Origin of the sequence: Rhodococcus sp. NPDC056743 (assembly GCF_042790355.1) — a bacterium.
Classification (GTDB): Bacteria; Actinomycetota; Actinomycetes; order Mycobacteriales; family Mycobacteriaceae; genus Rhodococcus_F.
This window is the reverse complement of the sequence record NZ_JBHTZI010000001.1, coordinates 714,129-739,539: the sequence shown is the minus strand read 5'-3', so window position 1 is coordinate 739,539 and position 25,411 is coordinate 714,129. Positions and strand designations below refer to the sequence as shown.

24 protein-coding genes are annotated in these 25,411 nt (G+C 62.3%); 9 read left to right on the top strand and 15 right to left on the bottom strand.

What is annotated here, in order from left to right; genetic code table 11:
- Nucleotides 1-56: 56 nt before the first annotated feature.
- Complete coding sequence (locus tag ACFRFQ_RS03275) at nt 57-413, top strand: YybH family protein (protein WP_378653012.1); 357 nt, start codon at nt 57-59, stop codon at nt 411-413.
- A gap of 15 nt (nt 414-428) precedes the next feature.
- Here ACFRFQ_RS03275 and ACFRFQ_RS03270 read toward each other — a convergent pair whose 3' ends face one another.
- Nucleotides 429-1,691 carry an ROK family protein gene (locus tag ACFRFQ_RS03270; RefSeq protein WP_378653009.1) on the bottom strand — a complete coding sequence of 421 codons (1,263 nt, stop codon included), beginning with the start codon at nt 1,689-1,691 and terminating at the stop codon, nt 429-431.
- 316 nt (nt 1,692-2,007) lie between these two features.
- Here ACFRFQ_RS03270 and ACFRFQ_RS03265 point away from each other — a divergent pair, with 316 nt between their 5' ends.
- Together ACFRFQ_RS03265 and ACFRFQ_RS03260 are read left to right on the top strand one after the other, a co-directional pair.
- Entirely contained in the window at nt 2,008-4,329 is a 2,322-nt protein-coding gene (locus tag ACFRFQ_RS03265; protein WP_378653006.1) for an arylsulfatase, read from the top strand.
- Nucleotides 4,330-4,344: 15 nt separating this feature from the next.
- Nucleotides 4,345-5,094, top strand: coding sequence for an SDR family NAD(P)-dependent oxidoreductase (locus ACFRFQ_RS03260; RefSeq protein ID WP_378653003.1), 750 nt, complete (start codon nt 4,345-4,347; stop codon nt 5,092-5,094).
- On the opposite strand, the gene ACFRFQ_RS03255 is transcribed toward ACFRFQ_RS03260, so the two are convergent.
- The 4 genes from ACFRFQ_RS03255 to ACFRFQ_RS03240 all read right to left on the bottom strand — a co-directional run bounded on the left by ACFRFQ_RS03255 (nt 5,095) and on the right by ACFRFQ_RS03240 (nt 9,690).
- On the bottom strand, nt 5,095-5,847 hold the full coding sequence (locus tag ACFRFQ_RS03255) for an ESX secretion-associated protein EspG (protein WP_378653001.1): 753 nt from the start codon (nt 5,845-5,847) through the stop codon (nt 5,095-5,097). It abuts the gene before it with no gap.
- Complete coding sequence (locus ACFRFQ_RS03250) at nt 5,844-7,331, bottom strand: hypothetical protein (protein WP_378652998.1); 1,488 nt, start codon at nt 7,329-7,331, stop codon at nt 5,844-5,846. Before ACFRFQ_RS03250 ends, ACFRFQ_RS03255 begins: the two co-directional genes overlap by 4 nt.
- A gap of 85 nt (nt 7,332-7,416) precedes the next feature.
- On the bottom strand, nt 7,417-8,613 hold the full coding sequence (locus ACFRFQ_RS03245; RefSeq protein WP_378652995.1) for an Ig-like domain-containing protein: 1,197 nt from the start codon (nt 8,611-8,613) through the stop codon (nt 7,417-7,419).
- Nucleotides 8,614-8,646: 33 nt separating this feature from the next.
- Nucleotides 8,647-9,690, bottom strand: coding sequence for a UDP-N-acetylmuramate dehydrogenase (locus ACFRFQ_RS03240; protein ID WP_378652993.1), 1,044 nt, complete (start codon nt 9,688-9,690; stop codon nt 8,647-8,649).
- A 74-nt stretch (nt 9,691-9,764) separates the two neighbouring features.
- Between ACFRFQ_RS03240 and ACFRFQ_RS03235 the strand changes: the two genes are divergently transcribed.
- Genes ACFRFQ_RS03235 through ACFRFQ_RS03225 form a run of 3 tightly spaced genes read left to right on the top strand, consistent with a single transcriptional unit; the run spans nt 9,765 to nt 11,618 of the window.
- Nucleotides 9,765-10,262 carry a DUF2505 domain-containing protein gene (locus tag ACFRFQ_RS03235; protein ID WP_378652991.1) on the top strand — a complete coding sequence of 166 codons (498 nt, stop codon included), beginning with the start codon at nt 9,765-9,767 and terminating at the stop codon, nt 10,260-10,262.
- 60 nt (nt 10,263-10,322) lie between these two features.
- Nucleotides 10,323-10,823, top strand: coding sequence for a DUF2505 domain-containing protein (locus ACFRFQ_RS03230; RefSeq protein ID WP_045063896.1), 501 nt, complete (start codon nt 10,323-10,325; stop codon nt 10,821-10,823).
- A 6-nt stretch (nt 10,824-10,829) separates the two neighbouring features.
- A complete protein-coding gene (locus ACFRFQ_RS03225) occupies nt 10,830-11,618 on the top strand; it encodes a class I SAM-dependent methyltransferase (RefSeq protein WP_378652988.1) in 789 nt (262 codons plus the stop codon).
- A 73-nt stretch (nt 11,619-11,691) separates the two neighbouring features.
- Here the strand turns inward: ACFRFQ_RS03225 and ACFRFQ_RS03220 are convergent, their stop codons facing one another.
- The 3 genes from ACFRFQ_RS03220 to ACFRFQ_RS03210 form a co-directional block, all read right to left on the bottom strand.
- Nucleotides 11,692-13,722: an Ig-like domain-containing protein gene (locus ACFRFQ_RS03220; RefSeq protein WP_378652984.1), complete on the bottom strand. Its 2,031-nt coding sequence runs from the start codon at nt 13,720-13,722 to the stop codon at nt 11,692-11,694.
- Nucleotides 13,723-13,803: 81 nt separating this feature from the next.
- Complete coding sequence (locus ACFRFQ_RS03215; RefSeq protein WP_378652982.1) at nt 13,804-15,234, bottom strand: Ig-like domain-containing protein; 1,431 nt, start codon at nt 15,232-15,234, stop codon at nt 13,804-13,806.
- 320 nt (nt 15,235-15,554) lie between these two features.
- Complete coding sequence (locus ACFRFQ_RS03210) at nt 15,555-16,133, bottom strand: hypothetical protein (RefSeq protein WP_378652979.1); 579 nt, start codon at nt 16,131-16,133, stop codon at nt 15,555-15,557.
- Nucleotides 16,134-16,259: 126 nt separating this feature from the next.
- Between ACFRFQ_RS03210 and ACFRFQ_RS03205 the strand changes: the two genes are divergently transcribed.
- A complete protein-coding gene (locus ACFRFQ_RS03205; protein WP_378652976.1) occupies nt 16,260-17,030 on the top strand; it encodes a DUF2993 domain-containing protein in 771 nt (256 codons plus the stop codon).
- 17 nt (nt 17,031-17,047) lie between these two features.
- Here ACFRFQ_RS03205 and ACFRFQ_RS03200 read toward each other — a convergent pair whose 3' ends face one another.
- Complete coding sequence (locus tag ACFRFQ_RS03200) at nt 17,048-18,196, bottom strand: SMI1/KNR4 family protein (RefSeq protein WP_378652974.1); 1,149 nt, start codon at nt 18,194-18,196, stop codon at nt 17,048-17,050.
- A 143-nt stretch (nt 18,197-18,339) separates the two neighbouring features.
- Between ACFRFQ_RS03200 and ACFRFQ_RS03195 the strand changes: the two genes are divergently transcribed.
- Entirely contained in the window at nt 18,340-19,821 is a 1,482-nt protein-coding gene (locus ACFRFQ_RS03195; protein ID WP_378652971.1) for a DUF222 domain-containing protein, read from the top strand.
- Nucleotides 19,822-19,838: 17 nt separating this feature from the next.
- Here ACFRFQ_RS03195 and deoC read toward each other — a convergent pair whose 3' ends face one another.
- Complete coding sequence (gene deoC / locus ACFRFQ_RS03190) at nt 19,839-20,504, bottom strand: deoxyribose-phosphate aldolase (protein WP_138873346.1); 666 nt, start codon at nt 20,502-20,504, stop codon at nt 19,839-19,841.
- Between the two features lie 64 nt (nt 20,505-20,568).
- Between deoC and purU the strand changes: the two genes are divergently transcribed.
- On the top strand, nt 20,569-21,456 hold the full coding sequence (gene purU / locus ACFRFQ_RS03185) for a formyltetrahydrofolate deformylase (RefSeq protein WP_378652968.1): 888 nt from the start codon (nt 20,569-20,571) through the stop codon (nt 21,454-21,456).
- Between the two features lie 6 nt (nt 21,457-21,462).
- On the opposite strand, the gene ACFRFQ_RS03180 is transcribed toward purU, so the two are convergent.
- The 5 genes from ACFRFQ_RS03180 to ACFRFQ_RS03160 all read right to left on the bottom strand — a co-directional run bounded on the left by ACFRFQ_RS03180 (nt 21,463) and on the right by ACFRFQ_RS03160 (nt 25,318).
- Nucleotides 21,463-22,494, bottom strand: a complete 1,032-nt coding sequence (locus ACFRFQ_RS03180) for an alpha/beta fold hydrolase (RefSeq protein WP_378652966.1) — start codon at nt 22,492-22,494, stop codon at nt 21,463-21,465.
- Nucleotides 22,495-22,545: 51 nt separating this feature from the next.
- Nucleotides 22,546-23,481 (bottom strand): diiron oxygenase, encoded by a 936-nt coding sequence (locus tag ACFRFQ_RS03175; protein ID WP_378652963.1) that lies wholly within the window; start codon nt 23,479-23,481, stop codon nt 22,546-22,548.
- 105 nt (nt 23,482-23,586) lie between these two features.
- Nucleotides 23,587-23,880 carry a DUF2516 family protein gene (locus tag ACFRFQ_RS03170; protein ID WP_033235530.1) on the bottom strand — a complete coding sequence of 98 codons (294 nt, stop codon included), beginning with the start codon at nt 23,878-23,880 and terminating at the stop codon, nt 23,587-23,589.
- A gap of 93 nt (nt 23,881-23,973) precedes the next feature.
- On the bottom strand, nt 23,974-24,819 hold the full coding sequence (locus ACFRFQ_RS03165) for a heparin-binding hemagglutinin (protein ID WP_138869806.1): 846 nt from the start codon (nt 24,817-24,819) through the stop codon (nt 23,974-23,976).
- A complete protein-coding gene (locus tag ACFRFQ_RS03160) occupies nt 24,809-25,318 on the bottom strand; it encodes a helix-turn-helix domain-containing protein (RefSeq protein WP_378652960.1) in 510 nt (169 codons plus the stop codon). Before ACFRFQ_RS03160 ends, ACFRFQ_RS03165 begins: the two co-directional genes overlap by 11 nt.
- Between the last annotated feature and the right edge of the window lie 93 nt (nt 25,319-25,411).

Here is a 25,411-nt window from a genome sequence, read left to right as displayed (position 1 = left end):
GCTATGAGACAAACTAGATCTTGGACTTATCGTCAGCTTCGCGCCACGATGGAAACATGACAACTGATACAACTCGAACAGCCCGGACCCCGGAAGATATCGCCCGCCTCTTTGTCGAGTTCGCCAATGCCGGCGACGCCGACGCAGTCGCCGGACTCTACGAAGAGGACGCCGTGATGGCATTTCCGCCCGGATCTCTTACCGTCGGACGTTCGGCCATCCGCGACGTGATCGCACAGATGCTCGCCGCCGCACCCACATTCACCGTCGAGAAGGCACTGCCGACCGTTGTCAGCGGCGATCTCGCGATGACGTCCACTGCCCCGGCCGACGGTACCGGCGGGCGCACTCAGGTTGCGCGCCGCCAGCCCGACGGAGCCTGGTTGCGAGTACTCGACCGACCGGAACTGTAATCGGCGCAGACGAAGTCAGATAACTGCCGCCCGGCGCATCGCTGCTGCCGGATCGGCGAACAACGCGCTCAGCGACACCACTGTCGACGCGTATTCCTGCACCCGATTCCCGAAGCCGGTGATCCGAATGTCCTTACGTTCCAAGGACGACGTCGTCGAAAATGCCTCGGCGACGTACGGCGCACCGGCCGGGTAATCGGTGAAGGCCTGACCACCGAGGATCACCCGATCCGGGTTGAACAGATCACGCAACAGCGCCACCGTACGGCCGAGCACCCGAGCGCGTTCGACCAGAAGTTCATGTGCCGCAGCCGAACCGGCGGTGGCAGCGGCATACACGTCGGCGATGGTGATGCGTTCGCTGCCCTGAACCACCGCACCACTCGACAGCGCTTGCGTCACTATCGCCCGATCACTGATGGTTGCTTCCAAGCAGCCCACGGACCCGCAGACGCACTGCGCCGACGACCCGGTCGGAAGGTGCGCGATCGAACCGGGTCCGCTGGACGGGGTATGCACGCGGCCCTCGAAAGTGATCGCGATGCCGGATGTTTCGCGTGCGTAGAAGTACAGCGCAGTGGTACCGGTAGCCGGAGTCTCCGTGCGATCGGCGCTCAGAAGCAATTCGGATGCCGCCATGGCCTCGACGTGCGCGGCAACAGAAACCGGCAAGCCCAACCCGGCTCCGATGACGGCTCCGACCTTTGCACCCTTCCATCCCAGCCGGGGGTGATCGACCACGCCGGTCGCCGAGTCGACTCGGCCACCGATCGCAACGCCGACAGCAAGCGGTCGACGTTTGTGCCACCGGGACATGAACGATTTTGCCGATCGCGCGATAGTGGCAAGTGCAACAGAAGAATTGGTGGCGGGCGTCGGGATTTCGACGGCGCCGAGTACTCGGCCACGAATATCGCTGGCGATGATGCTGGTGACGGCGGCACCGATGTGGATGCCGACCGTCAGATACGGCTCGTGGTTCACCTCGAACGGAACCTTCGGGCGACCGATGGCACCTGAGGCAATCAGATCAGCTCGCTCACGGACTACTCCGAGGTCGAGCAGGCTGGTGACCTGCCGATTCACGGTTGCAATGCTCAGCCCGGACGCCTTGGCCGCAGTGTCACGCGAAATCGGACCTCGCAGCCGAGCAATGCGGAGGACCGTCGCCGCCGGCCCGTCGGCGATGCGCAGTTCAGGCACAACAACTTGGGGCCGCGGTCCGGAAAGAACGGTTCGTGATCGAAGCAGTGGGGCGGAAAGTGTGGGTGTCGACATAGCAGTCCCTTGCAGAAAGAGGAGAAAGCGCACACTTCAGCCCTCGAACCGGCATCAATGCTGGTCCTGGAAGAAAGACTGGAGAGCGGCGCAGAAAATTAGCTGCAGAAAGAACGGCGGCAACAACACAGTTCGCGTGCCAGAGGCAGACGCGACCCCAGCGCAGCGGTCACATAGGTGACACGCAAAGCGGCAGGCTGGTCGGTCGACATAGATCCAAAAATAGCAGCTCTGCCCGATTTCACCAATCGGTGCGGTAACGATCACAGTGAATACAACTCTGGCCGACCGCACAAACACCTGCTTGAGTGCTGTCATGACCGGCGCAAACACCACTCCTCCACCACACGCACGCGGCTACGAGGGGTTCGGTGGTCGGATCGGCCGAACCGCAGCCGGTTCAGTCCCGTCCTGGCCGTCGACGCCGTCGCCCGCCTCGGAATCACCCAACATCGTCGTCGTCCTGATCGACGACATGGGATACAGCGATATCGGCCCGTTCGGATCGGAAATCGAAACACCCACCCTGGACCGGCTTGCCGCCCAGGGAGTTCGATTCACCAACTACCACACGACACCCCTGTGCTCACCCTCGCGGGCAGCGCTCCTCACCGGTGTCAATCCGCACCGTGCGGGATACGGGTTCGTGGCAAACGCCGATCCCGGCTACCCGGGATTGCGGCTCGAGCTCGGCGACGACATCCTGACTCTTCCCGAAATCCTTCGCGAATCCGGTTACGCCACATACGCCGTCGGAAAATGGCACCTTGTCCGTGACGCAAACCTCGCACCGGGCCGAACCCGAGACTCCTGGCCGACGCAGCGCGGATTCGACCGCTACTACGGATCGCTCGAAGGGCTCAACTCCTTCTACCATCCCAACCAGCTGATCTCAGACAACTCCGTCGTCGACGTCGACGAGTACCCCGAGAACTATTATCTGACAGACGATCTCACCGACAAAGCTGTCAGCTACATCAAAGATCTCCGTGCGCACGACGCGGAGAAGCCGTTTTTCCTCTACTTCGCGCACGTTGCCATGCACGGACCGTTGCAGGCCAAACCCGAAGATCAGGCCAAGTACCGGGGCCGCTACGACGAAGGGTGGGACCGGATCCGGGAGTCTCGCTTTGCCGCTCAGCTCGCGGCGGGACTGTTCCCCGAAGGAACGCGGCAGGCACCGCGTAATTCCGAGCCGGGCTTCGACGTTCCCGAATGGGATTCACTGACGCCGCAGCAGCAGTCACGGTTTGCCCGATACATGGAAGTGTATGCGGGCATGGTGGATTCGGTTGACCAAAGCGTGGGCCGCATTGTCGAGACACTCGAAGAACTCGGCGAGCTGGACAACACCATCATCGTCTTCACCTCCGACAACGGTGGCACCGCGGAGGGCGGGTCGGACGGCACGCGCAGCTACTTCGCGCAATTCGCGCACGTGCAGGATCCCGAGTGGGTGGGCGACGTCCCGCACGACGAGTCGCTGATCGGTGGTCCGCAGTTGGGTGTTCACTACCCTCGCGGCTGGGGACAGACGTCCAACACCCCGTTCCGTTTCTACAAGGGCCAGTCGTTCGCCGGTGGCGTCCGAGTACCGTTTGTCCTGTCGTGGCCGGCAGGTGTCAAGCCAGGCGCAAGCGACAACGGCATTCGAGACCAGTTTGCCTACGTCACCGATCTGACCCCAACTCTCCTCGATCTTGCGGGCATCGACGTTCCCACTGTGCGTCACGGCCTGCCCGCCAAGGAATTCGACGGCGTCTCGGCTGCCCACCTTCTGCACTCACCGGTCGCACCGAGTTCCCACACCGAGCAGTACACCGAGATGACCGGCAACCGCGGGTATTACAAAGACGGCTGGAAACTGCTGGCGCTGGCCCCCGAAAACATCGACGAACCCGACTGGCAACTGTTCGACGTCACCGCCGACCCCACCGAACTGAACAATCTTGCCGCGCAGTACCCGGACAAGGTCCGCGAACTCGCCGGCGCCTGGGACAACTCGGCGTGGGCAAACACCGTCTTCCCACTGTTGGGCTACGGCGTCGGGGCAGTGCGTCGGCCGGAAGAGCAAGTGCTGTCGCGCCCCGTGCGAATCCTGGCCGGCACCCCAACGCTGGAGCGATACCGATCCTCGAGGCTCATCGCCTTCCGCGATTTCGACATCACTGTAGAACTGAGCGGCTACCAGACCGGCGACTCCGGCGTCCTCGTCTCACACGGAGACCCGCAAGGCGGGTACATCCTGTACGTCGCGGACGGCCATCTCCATCTCGGATACAACGCATTCGGGGACTACCGAAGCATCGACACCGGGCCACTCGCGGTGGGCAGCACCCGCATCGACGTGGCGGTGACAGTCGCGCCGCGGCTGCGCTGGAATCTCGACGTCAGCGTCGACGGCGTCCCGGCCGGCCAACTCCGCGATCAGGTCCAACTTGTGGGCATGGCGCCGTGGACCGGCATCTCGGTCGGCGTCGATGCGCGCGGACCGGTGTCCTGGGATCTGCACGGTCGGCATGGCAGCTTCCGCTACAGCGGCGCGCTCCGAGCCGTCACGTACACCCCGGGAGCCGTCCAGGTCCCGGCTCGTCACATCGAATCCATCGAGCGGGAGGCAGAGTACGCGGCCGACTAGCCCTACGATTACGTCATGACCATTTCTTCCGATGCCCGCGTCGCTGTTGTCACCGGAGCCAGCTCCGGAATCGGCGAGGCCACTGCCCGTACACTTGCCGATCAGGGATTTCATGTTGTGATCGGGGCCCGGCGCCTCGATCGCCTCGAGAAGATCGCCGAGGAGATCGGCGGCACTGCCCTCGAACTCGACGTCACCGACGAGGATTCCGTCGACGCCTTTGCCGCTGTCCTGCCGCGGGTCGACGTCCTGATCAACAATGCCGGCGGCGCCAAAGGCCTCGCGACGGTCATGGAGGCCGATCTCGACGACTGGCGCTGGATGTGGGAAACCAACGTGCTCGGCACTTTGCGCGTCACAAAAGCGTTGCTGCCCAAGCTCATCGATTCCGGCGACGGTCTGGTGGTCACCATCACCTCGATCGCTGCACTCGAGGCATACGACAACGGTTCCGGGTACACCACGGCCAAACATGCTCAGGCCGTTCTGCATCGGACTTTGCGCGGCGAATTGTTGGGCAAGCCAGTTCGATTGACAGAGATCGCTCCCGGCGCCGTCGAAACCGAATTCTCCCTGGTCCGTTTCGAGGGTGATCAGGAGAAGGCCGACAAGGTGTACGAAGGCATCACTCCGCTTGTGGCTCAGGACATCGCCGAGATCATCGGGTTTGTCGCGACGCGGCCGTCACACGTGAACCTCGATCAGATCGTCGTACGCCCGCGTGATCAGGCGGGGGCGGGACGCTTCCACCGCACAACCACCTAGCTACCTCTTCGTGACTATCCTCCTCGTGGAAACGGCAGCCATGATCGCCGTTTCCACGTCGAGGCCGGAAGCCGCAACAGCGCTGAGCGTTTCGCCACCTCTCACGATGTACCGACCGTCGTCGGCGAAGTCGTTCCACTGAAAGACCGCATCGCCCCGGTGCGGTCTGCTGTCTACGGCACTACCCGACGAGATGGTGATCTCACCGATCGACGTGCGCGGCCGACGAAAGAACCTCCCCAACTCCTCGGCTGGTCGCCGATCATCAGCTCGACTCAAAATTGACTCTCCCGGAACATGTTTCGCGTTCCGAGTCGACGCAACCAGAACCTTCCCCTCGGGGCATTGCGGTAGGTGCGCGACTATCGCCGGCACCAGCACCGACGCCCGCTGCACCGAAAGAACAACGTCGGAGCCGGAATCAGCTGCCTCACCGGGTAACTGCGCTAGCAGCACACCCCATTCGCCTGCGATCACACCGTGCAGTCGTATCACTGTGTTCATCTGGGGGCCGTGAAATCCTGACACTTCGATGCGTACCGTGGGCTCCGCCAGCATCGCCGTAGCGGCGGTCACACTCTCGTCGAGAATCTGCTGGAGCCGTTGTCCAGCGCTTTTCCGTTGCGCAGTCAGTTCGGGCATGGTTTCGGCCACCGGACAGAATTTCAACGGGTACGGCAGTCTGTCACGACCGGTGGCTTCCCACAGAATCTGGAATTCCAATCCGGTGAAACGCCACTGTGGTGCGTTCACTGCCCCAGCACCGGCGGCGTGACCAGCGGCAGGTCCCCGATCAGTTCGTTTCCGTTGTCGAGAGTGATGAGGTAGCCCGGCGTCTCGTGCATTTTGTCGTCGTCGCCTTGTCCGCGGCCGCCCGCCATGCCTCCCATTCCGCCGGCCATCATGCCGCGGCTACCGGCTGCCCCGAGACTGCCGGCGCCCGCGCCACGGGCACCGCTGCCGCCGGCACTGCCCAGGCCGCCGCCACCCAAAGCACTGCCGGCCAGTCCACCACCCGTGAGACCACCACCTGCCGCACCTGCAGATCCACCGCTGCCAGATCCACCAGTTCCAAATCCACCCGCTCCAGGTCCACCGGTGAGACCGTTGCCTCCACCGAATCCGGTGCCATTTCCGGCTCCGGGGACAGACGCTCCGGGGGCGGGCGGCGGCACAGCGGAAGCCGCCGAGGTAGTGGCCGGCCTGAAATCACCTTCACCCTGGCCGTTTTCCGACCCCGATACCGGTCCGCCATCGCCGACCCCGGCGCCGGGCGTCGCCCCTGATCCACCGGCCGACTCGCTGTTGCTCGTGCCGTCGACCGGCGGTTCAGCCCCGGTACCACCGGCCGAAGCGGCTGCGCGCTGCTCCGGCCCGCCAGATGTTTGGTAGTTGCCCATGGCAGATGCCGTTTGCTCGCGCGACGCCTGATCGGCACCGGCCTGGAAGGGACTACTGCCGCCGGAGGTTCCGCTGCCGGAATTGATGGGATTGAATGCGGGCGGCAGGACGGGAACCTGATCGTCGGCACGCTTCATGTACGGCAGGTACATCTCCTTCATGACGTTCCGCGCCAGTCGCTCCGCTTCCTCGGCTTCATGTTGCGCCTGACGCCACGACTCCCCCGGAATCATGCTGATGACCTGTTCCACAACCGACGCGTCGCTGGGCCGCGGTATCGACTGTTTTGCCTGTCCCAGCGCGATCTTTGCTTCTTCGACTTTGTTGGCAATCAGTTGCACGCGGGTCTGAAGTTCTTGGCCGTCTGCGGAATACGCGATAACCGCCTCCAAAGCCGCAGACCCGCCCTTGCCTTGCCAGCCGTCGCCGATTGCCGATCCCACGGCGTCGTTGAATGCCGAGATCCCCGTCGCGACCCGCCCCGAAATCTCTGTCCACGCGGTGCTGATCGCGGCAAGGACGTCTGGCTTCATCTCGTCGACATGCGCGAAAATCCGAGCATGAGACATGGCGTCGAAAGGATCGTCTTCCATGATGGCGTGTTCGCTGTACTCCAACGCTGTCGCCCGCGGAGTCAGCGCATCACGGATCGCCCAGTTCGTTTCGCGTTCCACGTCAGCGAGCCTCGATGCTGCGGCAATGGTGTCGTCGAACTCGCCGCGATCATCGGTGAAATGCTGGAGCACACTGGTCGGGGCCAATGCGACATCGACGACTCGACCCGGGATCGCCGCCAACTGGCCGAATACACCCGTCACAATTTCCGAACCGCCCACGACCGTCCCCCGAATTCATTCGTGTCTACCTGGGTAGACGCATCGGTGACGCCAGCGGTTCCGTCGCGGGAAAGTTTCTTGTTGCTCAAGCGAGCGCGGACATGGACTTCCAGGTCGGGAGATCGATCGCCCAGTCGTAGATGTCGCCGTCGGCGGCGGAGAGGTCGATCGACGTCCCGGTCACCTCGACGGGATCTCCGTACAGCGCGGTTCCGAAATACTCCTGCGCATCGGACATCGAAAGGTTGATGCATCCGTTGGTGACGTTGGACGAACCCTGAACTCCCGTTGTTTCCGGGTTTGCATGGATGAATTCACCGTTGTTGGAAATGCGGACAGCCCATCGTTCGCGAACGTTCTCGTAGAACGGCGGATTGGACATGAGAAAGTCTTCGTACTTCTCGGTCACCATGTGGATACCGCTGCGCGTGACGTTGCGGGGCTCGTTGCCTTCGCCGTAGCTCACGGGGATGTCCATGATGGTTTGGCCGTCACGGACGACCTGCATGCGGTGGCTGGGCGCGTTTGCCTTCACGATCTGGCTACGCCCGATCGTGAAATCGAGCGTCAGATCCTGATCGCCGTACGCGCCGCCGCCGTAGTTCAGTCCGTACAGCTTCGCGTCCAGGTGAACCACGGTTCCCGGCACCCAGTACTCGGCGGGACGCCAATGCGCTCGCGAGCCCCCGTTATCGTCCGGCAGCCACGCCCACGAACCGGCGGTCGGCGGAACACTCGTGACGACAAGCGCCTTCTCCACTGCCGCTTTGTCGACGACGGAGCTGTCGAACTGAAGAGTGATCGGTGCTGCTATTCCGACTTCTTGGTCGTCGGCGATGTTGAGGGTGCCGCCGGTTTGTGATTCGGGAGTCAGCGTCGTGAAACTGCCGTCGACGGGAATGGTTTTCCCGTCTGTGCCGGTGGCGGAACCGGACCACGAATACGTGGCTGCGTACCCGAGAGGCTCGCTGACGACGAACGACGTCCGGTCTGCAGACAGCTGACCTGCGACGGGTGTGCCCGCCGAGTTGTTCAGCGCGACCCCGTCGAGAGTGCCGCCCGTGACGGTGACGGACACCGGCGCAATCGGGCTGACGTCCCTGGCACCGACAACGGGCGTTGCGACAACCTGCGCAACAGGTGCTTTTTCAGCCGCTGTTGCCTCGCCGGCCGTCTCGGCGCCACCGATGGTGCATCCGGCAAGAGCGAGCATCGTCGCAAGCAGAACAGCTACCAAAGCAGCAAGACGCGAACGTTTTCTCCGAATACCCAGCTGATGCACCTCAACAGGCTACCCGCGCTCACTGCTGTCAGCTCATATCCGGCAACCCACGGTGACCGGTTCCGGCTCGAGACGCACACCGAATGCGGCTTCCACGCCGTCCCGCACGGTGCGGGCGAGAGTCACGATGTCCGAGCACTTCGCGTCACCGCGGTTTGTCAGGGCAAGGGTGTGGCGCGTCGACAACCGAGCCGGTGCGTCCTCACCCGGGTACCCCTTGGAGAAGCCTGCTCGTTCGATCAGCCATCCCGCCGACAGCTTGGTTCCACCAACTCCCGGGTACTGCGGGACCGTCACATCCCCGAGCTGCGCGGTGATCGCGGAAAGAACTGCGGGCATCCGATCCTCGGGCACAACCGGATTGGTGAAGAAGGAACCAGCACTCCACGTGTCGTGATCATAAGGATCGAGCACCATCGCCTTACCGGCGCGCAGACCCAGAACAGCTTCGCGGACCTGCGACGACGGCAATCGATCACCTTCCTGAGCATCGAGTGCCGTAACCAGTTCCCGATAGGCCAGGGGTGCGCTCAGGCCATCGGTTGTCGCGTCGAGTTCGACAGCCAGAACCAGCGCTGCGTCCGAATGCTTGAGGACGCTCGACCGGTAGCCGAGTTGCAGAGTCGACGGGTCGACCCACGACACCTCTCCGGTACGGCGATCGAGCAACTGAACCCGCCGAAGTCGCGAGCCCACCTCGATGCCGTAGGCGCCGACGTTCTGAACCGGGGTCGCACCCGTCGAACCGGGGATTCCCGACAGGGCTTCGAGTCCGCCCAATTCCGCGGCAACGGATTGACCGACCACCTCGTCCCACACGGCTCCTGCCTCGGCGACAACACGATCCGTGTCGAGGGTCACCGTGGTGTTCGCCACACGAACCACAACTCCGTCGAAACCCTCGTCCGAAATGACGAGATTCGACCCGCCCGCCAAGATCAGCGTCGGCACGTTCTCCCGATCGAGAAGCCGAACGACGTCGACCAGAGACTGCGTCGTCGGGCATTCTGCGAGCAGTCGCGCAGGTCCTCCTACCCGGAGCGTCGTCAATCCGGACAGGTCAATGTTCTCGGACACGAAAGCGCCGGAATCTACGACGCGTTGGCCAATGGTTACATCCCACACATCGGTAAACGGTAGCCTCCACAATCGTGAGCCGTCGCATCGAGCATTCATCGAAGTACACCGTCCCTGTCACCAAGGTCCATGAGGCGGTGACGTCGGAGCAGTATTGGCGTGACCGTATCGCCGCAGTAGGTGGCCCTGGCGCCACCATCGACGAACTGACTGTCCGGGACGAAACCGTCGCAGTCACCATGTCTCAGGTCATTCCGGCCGAGCACCTTCCCTCCATGGTCTCGAACTTCATCAAAGGTGACATCGTCATCAAGCGCAGCGAGACCATCGCGCCCCTGAACGACGGAACCGCGACGGGAACCTTCTCGGCGCACGTCGACGGCGTCCCAGCGCGCATCGAGGGCACTCAGGTGCTGAGCGGAGACGACACTGGTTGCACCCTCAGCGCTACCGGTGAGGTCGAGGTCAAGATCCCGATTTTCGGCGGCAAGATCGAAAGCGCGATCGTCGACGAAGTCACCCGTCTGATCGAGGCGGAGCAGAACTTCACACGGGAGTGGATCGCAAAATAGGGCATTGCGGGCGGGGTAGGTTTTTTCTGTAACAGCAGGTAGCCGGTATCGTTTGCGATCATGGCTCGACGCATCGACTACTCCGCCCGCTACCAGCACTCTCCCGAACAGGTCTACGAAGCACTGACCGATCGCGGATACTGGGACGCTCGCGTCGAGGAGATGCGCAAGCATTCCGAAAATCGGGTAGAACATTTCGAGGTCAGCGATTCCGGGATCGAACTTGTCCTGCACCACGTCCTGCCTCGCACCGATCTGCCCGATATCGCGCAGACGGTCATGCGCAACGACCTGATCATCACGCGTACCGAGTCCTACAGCCCGTTCGGTGACACGGTTACGGGAACCTACGAGGCCTCCATCCCGGCCGGACCGGGCAGCCTCACCGGAACCATGGAACTGTTCGGCACTGAAACGGGATGCACCTTGCGGACGTCGTCGGAAGCCAAAGTGCACATCCCCTTTGTCGGCGGAAAATTGGAAGAGCTGATGCTCACCAATCTTGTCGACCTTTTCCGCACCGAAGCTCAGGTCACCGCGACCTGGCTCGCCGCTCGCTGACCCCCGGTGAAGACTGCTCCACCCCCGAGGATCGAGGGTGTCATCACACGCGGCACAACCGGCATCAACCGTCTGCGACGCAGTGACCGCTGGCTCGTGCACAACCGGGCCGTTCAACGTGCACTGCACAACGCTACCGACCCACTGATAGTCGACCTCGGCTACGGCGCTCGCCCCGACACGACATTCGAGATGGCCGACCGCCTCACCGCGGTACGACGCGACCGCAGGGTCATCGGACTCGAAATCGACCCGGCTCGCGTGGTGGAAAGCCGCAACGGCGTCAGTTTCGCGCGCGGTGGGTTCGAATTAGCCGGGCTTTCACCGGTTTTCGTTCGCGCCTTCAACGTGTTGCGCCAGTATCCCGAAGAGGCGGTGGAATCGGCTTGGTCGCACATCCAATCCGGTTTGGCGCCAGGCGGTTTGATACTCGACGGAACGTGCGACGAACTGGGACGGCGGTGCGCCTGGGTGCTGCTCGATGCGCACAGGCCACTGACCCTGACCTTGGCATGGGATCCCTTCGACATCGAGAAACCGTCGGACATCGCAGAACGCTTGCCCAAGGCCCTCATTCACCGCAATGTTCCGGGAGAGCCGATACACGCACTGCTCACCGCCGCCGATCGCGCGTGGGCCACTGCGGCGCCCCACGCGTCGTTCGGCCCCCGGCATCGTTGGGCCGCCTCGCTGGAAATTCTTCGGGCACAAGGCGTTCCCGTTCAACCTGCGCGTCGACGCCTTCGTGACTGCATCTTGACAGTGCCCTGGCACGTCGTAGCGCCGAACCCCTGACCCCGCAAACACACAGCGCCCCGCCGCGGAGAGTACCTCCGCGACGGGGCGCTGTCGTCACTGCTGGTTCGGACTAGGACCCGAAGATGTTGCCCAGGCTGCCCAGTGAACCGGTCGAACTGCCGCCGGTTCCGGGTTCGCCTCCGTCAGACTCTGCCGAGACCTTGACGGTGGCTGCATTCTGCGTCTCGGAACCGAGGTAGCCGTCAGTTCCACTGAACACCGCGGTGATTCGACGATCGCCGACCTCAGTGAAGGTGTGTGAGAGAGTGGCCTTGCCGTTCACTACCGCGACCGGGCCACCGATCGGAGTCGTCCCGTCCAAGAACTGGACCGTTCCGGCGCTGAGCGTGGGGGCAACTGCCACAACAAGATCGACCTTCGCGCCCTTGACTGCGGACGCCGGAGCGCTCACCGTGATGGACGTTGCCTGATCCTCCGCGACCGGAGCGGTAACCGAAACTTCATGCGCGACCGAGGTAGAGGTGAGGAATCCGGTTGCACCCGAGTACACGGCCGTGACCTTGTGAATGCCGACGACAGCGAACTCGTGCATGATCGACGCCTTGCCGCCGACAACCGGCACCGGCGAACCGAGATTGCCCGAGCCGTCCTTGAACTGCACCGTACCGCCCGTCGGTGTCGGCGAGACTGTCACCGAAAATCCCACTGCCGTACCGGTTTTTGCTTCCGACGGGACGATCAAGGCAGTCTGGGTCTGCTGATCGGCGGGAGCCGGCGCTTTGACATTCACAGTCTGGACGTTCGACGTCGAACCCCGGTAGTTGCCCGAACCCGAGAACACCGCAGTGATGTTGTACTCACCCGCTACGTTGAACGTCGGCGTCGTCGTGGCTGTACCCGAGGCGTCCACGGGAATCGGGGCACCCAGATCCCTGGAGCCTTCCTTGAACTGCACCGTGCCGCCCGCAGCACCGGTGGAGACCGCGGCGGTGAACGACACAGCCTCCCCCGTCGATGCGGTCGACGGTCCAGTGAGCGAGGTCGTGGTGCTCTGCTCGACCACGACCGGAGCCACGCTCAGCGTATGCGGCGCCGACGTCGATGTCAGGTAGACACCGGAACCGGAGTACACCGCCGTGATCGAATGTGCGCCGGCCGCATAGGAACTCGTCAGTGACGCCTTGCCGTTTACATCCACGACAACTGCGCCGCCGAGGTCGGTTGTACCGTCTTTGAACTGCACCGTACCGCCCGCCGGAACGGGCGTGACCGTCGCCTCGACGGTCACGGATTCACCCGCCACTGCACTCGCAGGACCGGTGATCGTGGTGGCGGTGTTCTTGTTCGCTTCGGACACGACTACGTCGACCGCCGCCGACGTCGAGGTTGCCACCTTGGCATTACCGAGATATTCGGCCGTCAGGCTGTGGGTGCGTACACCGGCCGGTGTCCAGGACAGTGTTGCAACACCATTGGCGAGCGTGCCCGAACCGATCGCTGCACCGGCATCGAAGAACTGCACCGAATCACCGTCGGCACCACCGGTGACCTTCGCCTCCAGCGACACCGCTTGCCCCACCTGAGCACCACTGACCGGAGACACCGTAGTTGTCGAGACGTTCTTCTGAACATTGATCGACGGACCACGACCATTGGTCGTGTCGTCGACGAACACCGTGCCGTCGAAATGCACCGTCGTCGACAAATCAACGCCACGAGCGCAATCCGCACCGACGCGATACTGGAACTCGAACGTCTTGACGTCACCGCCCCACATCGGCCACTCCGTAGCGCCCGCACTCAACCGAACAGAATCAGCAGCCACCTCGTTGACCCGAAACGGACTATCGTTCACCTTCGCCGAACCATCGACATACGTCATACACGCCGGATGAATATCGCGAACCGCATACAGATGGTGAACTCCGGCAGTTCGCTTGAACACCGTCGTCGAAGTAATCACATCACCCTCCGACGGCGTGCCGTTGCTGATCGTCCGAGTCACCTTGTACCCATCGGAATCGAACTCAGCCTTCACCGGAGCCGCACCTGCGACCCCGGCACCCGCAACCGCGAAACCCGCAGCAACAGCAAAAACACTCAAACCACCGACAACACGACGAACAGAACCCACAGACATAGATTTTCCTTCTCGAGAAGTCATCGAAATGGGTGATGCCCCACCGCGTCAAGCGGGCGGGGCATCACCAGGTGTTGGTTGTCAGGAGCCGAAGATGTTTCCGAGGCTGCCGAGCGATCCGGTTCCGCCGGTGCCAGGCTCTCCACCGTCGACGGGTGCCGCGATCTGAACGGAGACCTGATCGGCCGATGCCGTCACCGTTCCGGCACCCGAGTACTCGGCTGAGACGATTCGCTGCCCCTGAGTTGCCGGCTTCCACGAAATGCTGGCTTTTCCGGAAGAATCGACCGTCGCCGTGCCGATGACCGTCTCACCGTCCTTGAAGGTGACTGTGCCACCGGCATTTGCGGGGCTGATCTGAGCCGAAATGGTCTGCGCTACGCCGACCTGAGCCGCTCCGACACTGAGACCTGTTGTCGAGCTGGTGGTTCCGGCAGGCTGTTCGGCGACTGTCGCATTTGCCGTGGTGCTCGATCCGGCGACACCCGAGCGGCCGGCGAACGTAGCTTCGATCGTCTGCGCACCCGCAGCAGTCGGAACCCAGGCGTAGGTAGCTTCACCGTTTCCGGCCACCGGTACCGAAGCCAGTACAGTTCCACCGATCTTGAACGTGACCGTTCCACCGGTCCCCGGAGCAGACACCGTCGCCTTGAGAGTGGTCGACTTACCCACCTGAGCGCCCGAGATCGGTGCCAGCGTCGTGGTCGAGGAAGAATCCGCCTGCGAAACACTTACGGTTTGCACCAAAGACGTCGAATTGTTGGCCTTCGCCGTGTCCGCGAACTTCGCGGTAATCGCGTGATCTCCGCGGGTGCTCGGTGTCCAGGACAGTGTTGCAACACCATTGGCGAGCGTGCCCGAACCGATCGCTGCACCGGCATCGAAGAACTGCACCGAATCACCGTCGGCACCACCGGTGACCTTCGCTTCCAACGTCACCGCTTTACCTACCTGTGCGCCGCTGACCGGAGACACACTCGTTGTCGAGACGTTCTTCTGAACATTGATCGACGGACCACGACCATTGGTCGTGTCGTCGACGAACACCGTGCCGTCGAAATGCACCGTCGTCGACAAGTCGACGCCACGAGCGCAATCCGCACCGACGCGATACTGGAACTCGAACTTCTTGACGTCACCGCCCCACATCGGCCATTCCGTTAGACCCGCACTCAACCGAACAGAATCAGCAGCCACCTCGTTGACCCGAAACGGACTATCGTTCACCTTCGCCGAACCATCGACATACGTCATACACGCCGGATGAATATCGCGAACCGCATACAGATTGTGAACTCCGGCAGTTCGCGTGAACACCGTCGTCGAAGTAATCACATCACCCTCCGACGGCGTGCCGTTGCTGATCGTTCGAGTCACCTTGTACCCATCGGAATTGAACTCAGCCTTCACCGGAGCCGCACCTGCGACCCCGGCACCCGCAACCGCGAAACCCGCAGCAACAGCAAAAACACTCAAACCACCGACAACACGACGAACACCACTCACGGACATCCACATCCCTCTCGACGACGGGGCAGACAGGCGTCCAGTACAGGTGTCCAGGACAAGCGTCCATCTGCTTTCGATGCCGTGACACTATCCCAATGACTGTAAAGTAACCGCACTTTTCGCGGAATTGGTCTACACAGCGCATGACCGCATTTCAGGGACTGCCGCCAGAAAGTCCCACATGTTCACCCATAGGTCCGTCTACCTGCATGAAAGCCGGAATATTCGCTCGCAATCAGTACCGCTCAATTCTCTGACATTCGTGTCAGATCCGATTTCGGAGGCGATGCCAGAAGGTCGCGGCGGCCCGAAGTCGGTTCCGTCTACAAGCTCGCGGTGAGCGCCAACTCCACTCGAACAGCCACATCGACGGCGGCGTTCTCACACGAGCGGTACAACTCGTGAGCGTCGAGGCGACCGATCGCGACGCCGTCCGACACCACTTCGTTGAGCAGTTCCTGGGAAATGCCACCCGATGCAATGTCGAGGACAGTGCGCACCGGTGTCGTTATTCGGATGGCTCCGAACTGCTCGCATTCCGATTCCGCGAGTGAACACCGATGCAACGCAAGCTGACGGGTTGGCGCTGAGACGGGTACGCCGACCGACAGGTGCATGAACCGTGGCTGCAAGTGGCCGAGACCGTGAAGTTCGGCAGCACTGTAGTGCGAGACGGTTGCCCGGCCGGCAAACCACGTGCACCATTTGGCAAATTCGTCCATCGCGGTGCGGCGTACTCGATCCAGTCGGAACAGCCCCGGACACTCCGAAATCCAGGTTCCGGATTCCAAGAGCCAGTCCCAGTCGTGACCGGAAAAACCCAGGGCGGCGGCCTGATCCGTCGCAACAAACCCGCATTGGCGCAGTGCCAACAATTCGAGTGCTTCGTAGTCTGGAGCCATGACCACCTCCGGTGACCGTCTGGAGCGCTTTCCCGTCAGGCTACGGCATTCTGTGTTTCAGATCACAGTATCGGATGAGCGCGTATTCACAGAGTTCGTTCAGAGTCGTCGGGAAGAATCCCTGAGATGACTGTCGCAGCAAACAACGCGCCCCCGCGCAATCGTGTGCTCATCATCCTGCTCGTCGTGATCGCTGTACTGGTCGCAGCGCTTGTCGGCGGCGAACTCTACGTACGCAATCAAGTCAAAAGCTGCATGGCCGACCAGTTTCAGAGTGAACTCGGCTCACAGGTAGACGTGGGCTTGAGCTGGAAACCCGTTCTACTCCAAGCCATCGACAAAAAGGTCCCGTACATCACCATCGACAGCGACGATTCGTCGTTCGGGCCGGCCACCGGAATGCAGGTCCACGCCAAGGTCAACGACATCAATCTCCAACCGTCCGCCGGAAACAGCGGAACCATCGGAAGCTCGAGCGCCGACGTCAACTGGTCAACTGCCGGAATCCTGGCCACCCTCCAGGAACAGACCTTCGGTGGGCTTGTCACCGGCGTCACGGCCGATTCCGCCGCCGGCACTTTGGCCTTCGACGTCGGACCTGCCGGCCTCGCAAAGCTCACGGTCAAGCCGACCATCTCGAACGGAGTTGTCGACGTGCAAACCGTCGGCGCCGAGATTCTGGGCTTCGGACTGCCGACCGACCTTGTCGACGGCATCGTCCAGACTTTGACGGACAGCTTGCAGACCTACCCGCTGGACATGAAGCCCACAGAGCTCACCGTGACCGACGACGCGATCAAGATTTCACTCGAAGGCGGCGCATACACGATGCCTGTCGCTAATGCATCGGCGCAGAATGCATCTGCGGTTCCCGACAGCTGCGGAATTCTCACCTGACGCGGAAGCGCGCAAGTTCAGGAGTCCTCGAAGCTCCACGTCAGCGTTGCTTGCACGGGGTTAGGTCGCCAACGACCCCGAAACAGAGTCCCAGATTCGAGTGCATTCGCGAGTTCAGTGAGCAAGACCGCCAACGACGGCCACACTGGACCGGCGTCATCGGCGGCGTCGCGGCCATACTCGGTGATACATCCGCGCAACGGACCGGTTCGGGTGTCGCACACGAGTAGGTAGCCGTCGCGTTCAGCGATAGGCACAAACGATTCGAGGTACACCCCGGCAGGAGTCCCCGCGTCGCGTTGTTCAGGTTGACGTTCGGTGATGAACTGGGCGATGTCCGGGTCCTCGTGAGCGAGTTCGTGCGTCAGCGCAAGGTGTCCCTCTTGGAGGGTACGAACACTGTCGAGTGAGAGTAGGTCGTGTTCGGGAAGAATCTGCGCCCAATCCCCGGGGCGAAATCCGTTGTACAGGCGATAGAAGTTGCGTAGGTCGTCGGGCCACGGACGAGGAAACACTGACTCGACCGCATCGACGTCCTGCTGTGAGGCTGGATCGGCGAGTGCAGCGAGGACATCGGGGGCGTGGTGTCCGCACCAATCCGTGATGCGTTGCCAAGTCTCGGAAACTGTTGCGGTACTGACTGTTTTCGAGACAGGGGGCTGGTCTTCGGGGAGGATTGGATAGTTTTCGGTGTACGCCGTTTCGCAGCGCAGGCCGTCGGTGTCGCGAAGTGTGGACGTTGGTGTGTCGGTCTCGGTTTCCGCTAGTTCGATTCGTACACGAGGGGTATCGGAGTCGGCGCGTAGGCGGTGCGCCGCCCCAGCTCTGATCCGATAGGTGCCAGGTTCGAGGGATTCGAGGTTGATGATTATCTCCCCTGTCAGACCTTGCACGCGGGGATTCCGGCCGAGCAGGCGGACGGTTCCTTCTTCGATCACATCCCACTCGTCGCCGAATTCGCCGAGTTCGCTGACGGAATCGCGAAGCTGGACAGCTACGGAAACCGGTCCGGGTTCCTTCGCAGTTCGCAGTACAGCTCCGTTTATGACACCGCCGATGCAGAGCAGCGATCCTTCCATCATCACTTCGCTTGATAAATCATCGTCACGGACAAGGAGGAACGGGTGAGGAAGGTCGGCGATCGCGGAGTACTCCGATAGACGCATGACTTGATCCTAAGCGCTGACATTCCGCCACGAATGAGACTCTTGATCTGCTGACATGTCTTTCCATGGAGGAATATTCAGACATATCCGACTGATTTTGAGGAACCCTCGAATTCGAACAGAATTTCGAATAGGATTGCGGAATGTTCGATCCGGGGGTGGGGATTTTCGGTCGCTCGGCGCAGCTGAGTGGTACCGAAACCGATTGTGCCCTTGTTGATTTGATGGCCGAGTTGCATGCGTGTGAGGCGATGTTGGTCGAGCGGAAGCTGGCGGTGGTGGCGGAGTTCTTCACCCGTCGTAGCGCCGGGCATGTCGAGGGCGGAGCCTGGACGTCGTCGGCGCACGAATTGGCCGAATCCGAGGTCGGCGCGGTGCTCACGATGGGGCGCGCCGCGGCCAGGAAGCTCATCGGGTTGGGTTTTGCACTCAAGACGAGGTTGCATCGCACGCGGGCGGCGATGGCGCGCGGGGAACTCGACTTCTACCGGGTGTCGTTGATCGAATCAGCGACCGCGAATGTCTCCGACGAGTTGATCGACGAGGTCGAACGGCTACTCCTCGAGCAAGTCTTGGCCCCGCCCGTGGACGGCGGGACCGGCCTGACGGGACGGCGGTTGACGGCGGCGATCGATCGGATCGTCGCCCGCGTCGATCCGGAAGGACTGCGGGAACGCCGACGCCGCGCCCTCGCCGACAGGTTCGTTGGGGTCAGTGCCGCCGAAGACGGGATGGCCCGCATCCTGGGCAGTATCCCGGCCGAACAGGCCTGGGCGTTCGACGGGCGGTTGCGGGAATTGGCGATGTCGGTCTGCCGACATGATTCCCGCACCTACGAGCAGCGCCGCGCTGACGCGTTGGGTGTGCTGGTGGGTGGGTCGACGGTGTTGGTGTGTGATTGTGGCCGTGATGATTGTCCGCAGGACCGCAGTGGTCTGATCGTTGTGCGTCGGCCGTTCGTGCATGTGGTGATGTACGAAACCACCCTGGATACGGACTCGGATGAGCCGGCCCATTTGGATGGGTACGGCGTGATTAGTGCCGAGCATGCCCGCGACATCGCCAAGAATGCACAGGTGCGGGAAGTACGAGTCCCGACAGATCCTGAACCGGCCCCAGAGCCTGTGCCGGCGTCGGCGTCGGCGCTTGTCTACCGTCCCGGCGCCGCACTAGACACCTGGCTACGCGTCCTCGCGGGCAGTTGCCAGTGGCCGCACTGCGATGTCCCGGCCTGGAACTGCGACCTCGACCACAACAACCCGTTCAACCACACCGATCCCGCGAACGGTGGGCTGACGGTGGCGTCGAATCTGAGTGCGTTCTGCCGGAACCATCACCGCCTCAAGCATTCCGGATCCTGGCAGCTCGACCCGAATTCGGATCGCAGCATCACCCTGACCTCGCAGACCGGGCATCGCTACCGAACCAGAGCAGCCGGGCTACTCGCGGGCATGCAGGAACCGCCGCCACCGGAAGGCGGCACCCGGCGACGGACTCGGTTGGAGAACAAGGCTGCCCGCATCCGGGCCGAACGCAAACGCCGGACAGCCTGCCGGAAACCCACACCCCGAAAACACGCGCCCCACAAACCCGTCGACTACGGCAACGACCCACCGCCATTCTGAATCAAGGCAACCCGGTGCTACTCCCCCAGACCGTCAAGCACAGCACGAGTTCCCGAAAGTCCGAGGCGGGTGGCACCCGCAGCGATCATGTCGAGCGCTGCCTGCGTGGTGCGGATTCCTCCGCTGGCCTTGACTCCCACCGATGGCCCGACGGTTTTGGCCATCAACGCGACAGCCTCAACACTGGCGCCGCCGGCGGGGTGGAAGCCTGTGGAAGTTTTCACAAAGTTCGCGCCCGCATGCACTGCCGCGCGGCAACATTCGACTATCGCTTCGTCGGGCAATGCCGCAGTTTCGAGGATCACCTTCAGCACCGCGCGCTCGCCCATCGCTTCACGAACCGTGAGTACGTCGGCAAGCACAGCGTTGTAGTCACCAGCGAGTGCGGCTCCGACATCGATGACCATGTCGATTTCGCGTGCACCTTGATCAACAGCGAGACGCGCTTCGGCGCCCTTCACCAGCGAGTGATGCTTGCCGGACGGAAAACCGACCACTGCGGCGGTAATCAGACCGTCGGCGCGAATCGGCAACATCGACGGTGAGACGCACACGGCGAGGACACCCAGCTCCCGAGCCTCGTCGATCAGCGCCGTCACGTCGGCGGCCGTGGCTTCGGGTTTGAGCAAGGTGTGGTCGACCATTGCAGCAACCTGTGAACGAGTGAGCGCAGCATGAGCCATGAAAGAAAGCTTGGCATACGACCATGCGTCGAGCGGCACTGCGACACCTGAGAGACTAGACGACATGACCGCTGCACCGTCGACCGATGATCGACGCTACGTACTCTCCCTCGGCTGCCCCGATACGACGGGTATCGTCGCGCGCATTTCGTCCTTCCTCACCGATGTCGGTGGCTGGATCGTCGAAGCTGCGTATCACGCTGACGCAGACACCGGATGGTTCTTCACCCGTCAGGCTGTGCGGGCGTCGTCGGTGGGCATCAGCATCGAGGAACTGCGTGATCGGTTCAAAGCAGTGGCGGCCGAGATCGGACCCGAAACCGAGTGGACGCTGCACGATTCCGGGGCTCCCAAGAAGATCGTGCTTCTCGTGAGCAAGGAAGGTCATTGCCTGCACGACCTCCTCGGTCGCGCGGCGGGTGGCGAGCTCCCAGCCGAAATCAGCGCCGTCATCGGAAACCACGAGGACTTGCGCAGCGTGACCGAGCGTCACGGGATCGACTTCCACCACGTTCCGTTCGCCAAGGACCCGGCCGAACGCGGACCGTCCTTCGAGAAGGTGCGCGCCCTGGTCGACGCACATAATCCGGACGCTGTTGTGCTGGCTCGGTTCATGCAGGTTCTGCCGCAGTCACTGTGTGAGCACTGGGCGGGCCGCGCGATCAACATTCATCACAGCTTCTTGCCGTCGTTCATCGGGGCCCGCCCGTACCACCAGGCTTTTGCTCGGGGTGTGAAGCTGATCGGTGCGACGTGCCACTACGTCACCGCAGAACTGGATGCCGGCCCGATCATCGAGCAGGACGTGATCCGCGTCGACCATGCCGACGATGTTGCCGACATGGTCCGTCAGGGTCGCGATATTGAAAAGCTTGTTCTTTCCCGCGGATTGCGGTGGCACCTCGAGGATCGAGTGTTGGTGCACGGCCGCAAGACTGTGGTGTTCAGCTAGCTAGAGCTAGAGATTGCGCAACCGCACGATCTCGCGGTCGAATTCGTCGATGCTCTCGATGGACGACATGTGACCGACGCCGGGAATCACGATCAGCCGTTCGAGGTTGCCGGCTTCGTCGAGCACCTGCGCGAGTTTGCGCGCGTGGACGGGTGGTGTGAGCCGATCGAGTGATCCGACGAGAACGGTGGTCGGCACTTCGAGATTGTCGAGACCCTCGTGAATGTCGAGAGTGCTCAGGGCCGCTCCCCAACCGCCACGAATGCGCGGCTTGCACTCTCGAACGATGTTCTCGCAGAACTGAACTTCGGCTTTGGTGGCGTTGGGCGACATCGAGACGTACTGGATTGCCTTGGTCATCGCGCCCGAGGACACGAATGGCACGGGCGAGCTGAGGATGGCGCGGCCGACCGGAACCGGTACCCGCGGGAAGCGTTCCGGCAGCGGAATCACTGTGGTTTCGGCAATCAGACGGTCACTCGCAGTGCTGGCCAGCATCACCGCCGACGCGTACTTCTTGACGTCGTCCGGGTGCTTTCCGGCCCACGCGATGATGCTCATTCCGCCCATGCTGTGTCCGACGATGACGGCTTTCTTGTCTTCACGGACAGTCGCTCCGAGCACTGCCGAGAGGTCGTCGGCCAGTACGTCGGGCCCCAGCGGGAGAGTGCCGACGGTGCTGCGTCCGTGACCGCGCTGGTCGTACGTGATGACGCGGTATTCGCCGGCTAATGCGTTGACCTGTGGGTACCAGAATTCGGTCGAGCAGGTCCAGCCGTGACTCAGCACAATCGGATCACCGTCGGCAGGTCCGTAGGCCCGGATGTTGATGATCGCGCCGTCTTCGGTGGTCAGTTCACTGATGTCCGCTTTGAAGGTCGGGGTCTGCAGGAGTGCGTTTGGTTCGACGTCGGCAACGAGGGTGAGTCCCCTGGTGGAGCTCCGACGACGGATAACGGCGACTGCTGCTGCAAGCGCTCCGGCTCCGGCAACTCCGGCCAATACCCGGAGTGTGGTGGTTCGCGAACTGCTGGACATGCATGTACCCCTGACTGAATTCGAAGAAATTCGATACGGATGATTTGAGTGTCAGATGATGTGCGCTCGGCGCAGCAACATCGTGGACGGGCCGCCGATCAGGCCGACCTCGGTAAGAAATTCGACGGTATTCGCGCATCCTCGACGCACCATGTCGTGGTAGTGGACATTGTTCTTCGCGGCGTGGATTGCCGCTTCGGCGTCCAGTCCGGCGGCTGCGTAAACGTTGTTGTTCACGAGGCTGGTGACCACGAAGTATGCGATGACGGCGAGGACGAACCGGATGCGGGCTTGCTGGAACCGGGTGATGTGGGCTGCTCGTCGGACGGTTTCCTCGCGGGCGAATCTGATGTGGCGGGCTTCTTCGACCACGTGGATTCTGCTGACGGTTCGGGTCAGCGGTTGGACTCGCGTGTCTCGCATGAATTCGCGTTGCATCATGTCGAGAATTTCTTCGGCGAACAGTGTTCCGCCGTAGGCGAGGGATCCTGTGGCCGTTGCCTTGAAGGGGCGTGCGGCGGTGCGGATCCAGGTCTTCGGCCGGTAGGACGGGACGCCGAATTTGGCTGCTGAGCGCGCGAACATCGTGGAGTGCCGGCATTCGTCGGCGATTTCGGTGAGCGCAAATTGCACGTGCGCTGTGGACGGATTGTGGAAGTAGATGTCGCGGACGAGCATCTGCATGAGGATCATTTCGAACCAGATGCCGGTGCCCGCGATGCTGGCTGCTTCGTGGATGGTGAGGGTGATGCGTTGTTGCTGCGTCATCTCGTCCCACATCGGTGTGCCGTAGAGGCTGCACCATTCGGGACTCATCCCGTACAGGTCGTCCGGGACGGGCGCTTCCCAGTCGATCTCGATCAACGGATCGTAGGAGGTGCGGGCAGCTGAGGCGAGGAGCTTGGACGCCGTGTCCTGGCGGTCACCGGCACGGGTCAGTCGGGATTGGCGCCGATCGTTCTTGGATCGGTCAGGCTCGACAGACATCGCAGTTCACTCCCCACGAGGACCGACAATCTATGTGTGACTGCCGTTAACCCACAATAGCACCGCATAGTGCCACTCCGCGGGGGCCGAACTGCGAAAAACGCGCTACCAGCGAGGACCGCGCTGGATGTCGTCCACGCGAGGCCGCACGTCTACGAGATAAACGCAGATTGCGACTACCGCGATGATGCCCAGCATTCCCACCGGAGACGTCACCAACAGCACCAAAGCCGCCACGACAAGGATGCCCAGCCAGATCGGCTTGGTCAGCTTGTTGACTGCGGTGAACGCGTCAGGGCGCTGCCGCACGGCATGCACGATCGCGAAGACAGCACCTGCCAAGGCAAGCAACTTCAGTGCGAGAAAAATCAGGCCGATAATGCCATCCACAGCTACCACGTCTTACATCCTAGTTTCCGTAGTCCGACATCACGAACAGAAGGCTCCCACACCCGAGAGCGCAGGAGCCTTCTTACTGTTCGATCCAGCCGATCAAGCCTTCTTGGTCGGTGCAGCCTTGGTCGGTGCAGCAGCCTTGGCGGGAGCGGCCTTCGCCGGTGCAGCCTTCGCCGGGGCGGCCTTGGCCGGTGCAGCCTTCGCGGGTTCAGCCTTCTTGGCGGCGGTTGCGCGCTCCTGGACATCGGATGCGGCAGCGGTCACGCGAGCTGCAGCTTCCTTGGAAGCCTCGTCTGCCTGGTCGCCGAGGTCGAGGACCTTGAGCGCAGCTTCGTCACCCACATCGGCGATCTTCTCACCGGCGTCGGCGATCTTCTCGCCAACCTCTTCAGCGGTATCGGAAATGCGTCCGGCAGCGCGACCGGCCAGCTTGGCAGCCTGCTCGCCCACGGCGCGGGTCTGACGGGCAACAGTTCCGAGTGCGTCTTCGGTCAGCTCGACGGCGTCACCGAGAGCGGACTCCGCAGCGGCGATACCCTCTTCGACGGCCGGCTGCTTGCGGATGCGCTCAACCGCATCTTCGCCGCGCTCTGCCAGCGAGTTGTACAGATCGCCTGCAACCTTGAGGTAGGCCTCGGCAACCTTGCGGAGCTCCTCGGGTGCAAACTTCTCGCGCAGCTCGGCAAGCTCCTCGGGCAGCTCGGACGGCAGGCCGGCGAGACGCTCACGAAGAGCCTCAACGCTTTCCACGACGTCGCCCTGCACTGCGGCGAACTTTTCACGCGCACCGTCGACGCGGCCGGTAACCTCGTCCTGGCTGGTCTCGGCGCGCTCACGAACCTGGGCAACAACGTCGGCAACGGCCTGGACGACGAGATCGCCGGCTCCGACTGCGGCGTAGATTGAGGTCTTGACGTTGTCGATGGCGGTCTTATCGGTCATGGTGTTCTCCTTCTGGGAGGTCTGAGTCCGGATGTGTGGTGGGGGCTGCGCTCTGGGCTACTGCAGCGGGCCGCGTCGAATCGTTCTCCCGACAGAACGAGTCGTAGATCTCGAGCAGCACTTGTTTCTGTCGCTCGCTGATGGAGGTGTCTGCGAGTACGGCGTCACGGATCGGACTGTGTGGCCGTTGTTCGAGATATCCGGCCTGGACGTAGAGGACTTCCGAAGACACTCGGAGCCCTTTTGCTATTTGCGCGAGCACGTCGGCGGACGGTTTCCGTAACCCTCGTTCGATCTGACTGAGGTACGGATTGCTTACACCGGCGAGCTGCGCAAGTTGGCGCATCGAGACTTGTGCGGCTTCGCGCTGCGCACGAATGAATCCCCCGATGTCATGTGCCGCAGAGCTGACGACGCGCGCTGCCAAGTCACTGGCTCCGGCTGCGGCACCGGATGATTCACGTTCCCCTTCATCGGAGTCCGTCGACTTCGCAGACATTGCGCCTTCCCTTTCCTGTGGACATTTCCCAGAGTAAGAGAGGGTGCTAACTATTGCAAGCACTACTGCTAGCAGTAGGGCGCACGTCACATT

Excerpts from the sequence above, each read along its gene's own strand:
- ACFRFQ_RS03275 (WP_378653012.1), top strand. The coding sequence starts at position 57 with ATGACAACTGATACAACTCGAACAGCCCGGACCCCGGAAGATATCGCC.
- ACFRFQ_RS03270 (WP_378653009.1), bottom strand. The coding sequence starts at position 1,691 with ATGTCGACACCCACACTTTCCGCCCCACTGCTTCGATCACGAACCGTT.
- ACFRFQ_RS03265 (WP_378653006.1), top strand. The coding sequence starts at position 2,008 with ATGACCGGCGCAAACACCACTCCTCCACCACACGCACGCGGCTACGAG.
- ACFRFQ_RS03260 (WP_378653003.1), top strand. The coding sequence starts at position 4,345 with ATGACCATTTCTTCCGATGCCCGCGTCGCTGTTGTCACCGGAGCCAGC.
- ACFRFQ_RS03230 (WP_045063896.1), top strand. The coding sequence starts at position 10,323 with ATGGCTCGACGCATCGACTACTCCGCCCGCTACCAGCACTCTCCCGAA.
- ACFRFQ_RS03220 (WP_378652984.1), bottom strand. The coding sequence starts at position 13,722 with ATGTCTGTGGGTTCTGTTCGTCGTGTTGTCGGTGGTTTGAGTGTTTTT.
- ACFRFQ_RS03215 (WP_378652982.1), bottom strand. The coding sequence starts at position 15,234 with ATGTCCGTGAGTGGTGTTCGTCGTGTTGTCGGTGGTTTGAGTGTTTTT.
- ACFRFQ_RS03210 (WP_378652979.1), bottom strand. The coding sequence starts at position 16,133 with ATGGCTCCAGACTACGAAGCACTCGAATTGTTGGCACTGCGCCAATGC.
- ACFRFQ_RS03205 (WP_378652976.1), top strand. The coding sequence starts at position 16,260 with ATGACTGTCGCAGCAAACAACGCGCCCCCGCGCAATCGTGTGCTCATC.
- ACFRFQ_RS03200 (WP_378652974.1), bottom strand. The coding sequence starts at position 18,196 with ATGCGTCTATCGGAGTACTCCGCGATCGCCGACCTTCCTCACCCGTTC.
- ACFRFQ_RS03195 (WP_378652971.1), top strand. The coding sequence starts at position 18,340 with ATGTTCGATCCGGGGGTGGGGATTTTCGGTCGCTCGGCGCAGCTGAGT.
- deoC (WP_138873346.1), bottom strand. The coding sequence starts at position 20,504 with ATGGCTCATGCTGCGCTCACTCGTTCACAGGTTGCTGCAATGGTCGAC.
- purU (WP_378652968.1), top strand. The coding sequence starts at position 20,569 with ATGACCGCTGCACCGTCGACCGATGATCGACGCTACGTACTCTCCCTC.
- ACFRFQ_RS03180 (WP_378652966.1), bottom strand. The coding sequence starts at position 22,494 with ATGTCCAGCAGTTCGCGAACCACCACACTCCGGGTATTGGCCGGAGTT.
- ACFRFQ_RS03175 (WP_378652963.1), bottom strand. The coding sequence starts at position 23,481 with ATGTCTGTCGAGCCTGACCGATCCAAGAACGATCGGCGCCAATCCCGA.
- ACFRFQ_RS03165 (WP_138869806.1), bottom strand. The coding sequence starts at position 24,819 with ATGACCGATAAGACCGCCATCGACAACGTCAAGACCTCAATCTACGCC.
- ACFRFQ_RS03160 (WP_378652960.1), bottom strand. The coding sequence starts at position 25,318 with ATGTCTGCGAAGTCGACGGACTCCGATGAAGGGGAACGTGAATCATCC.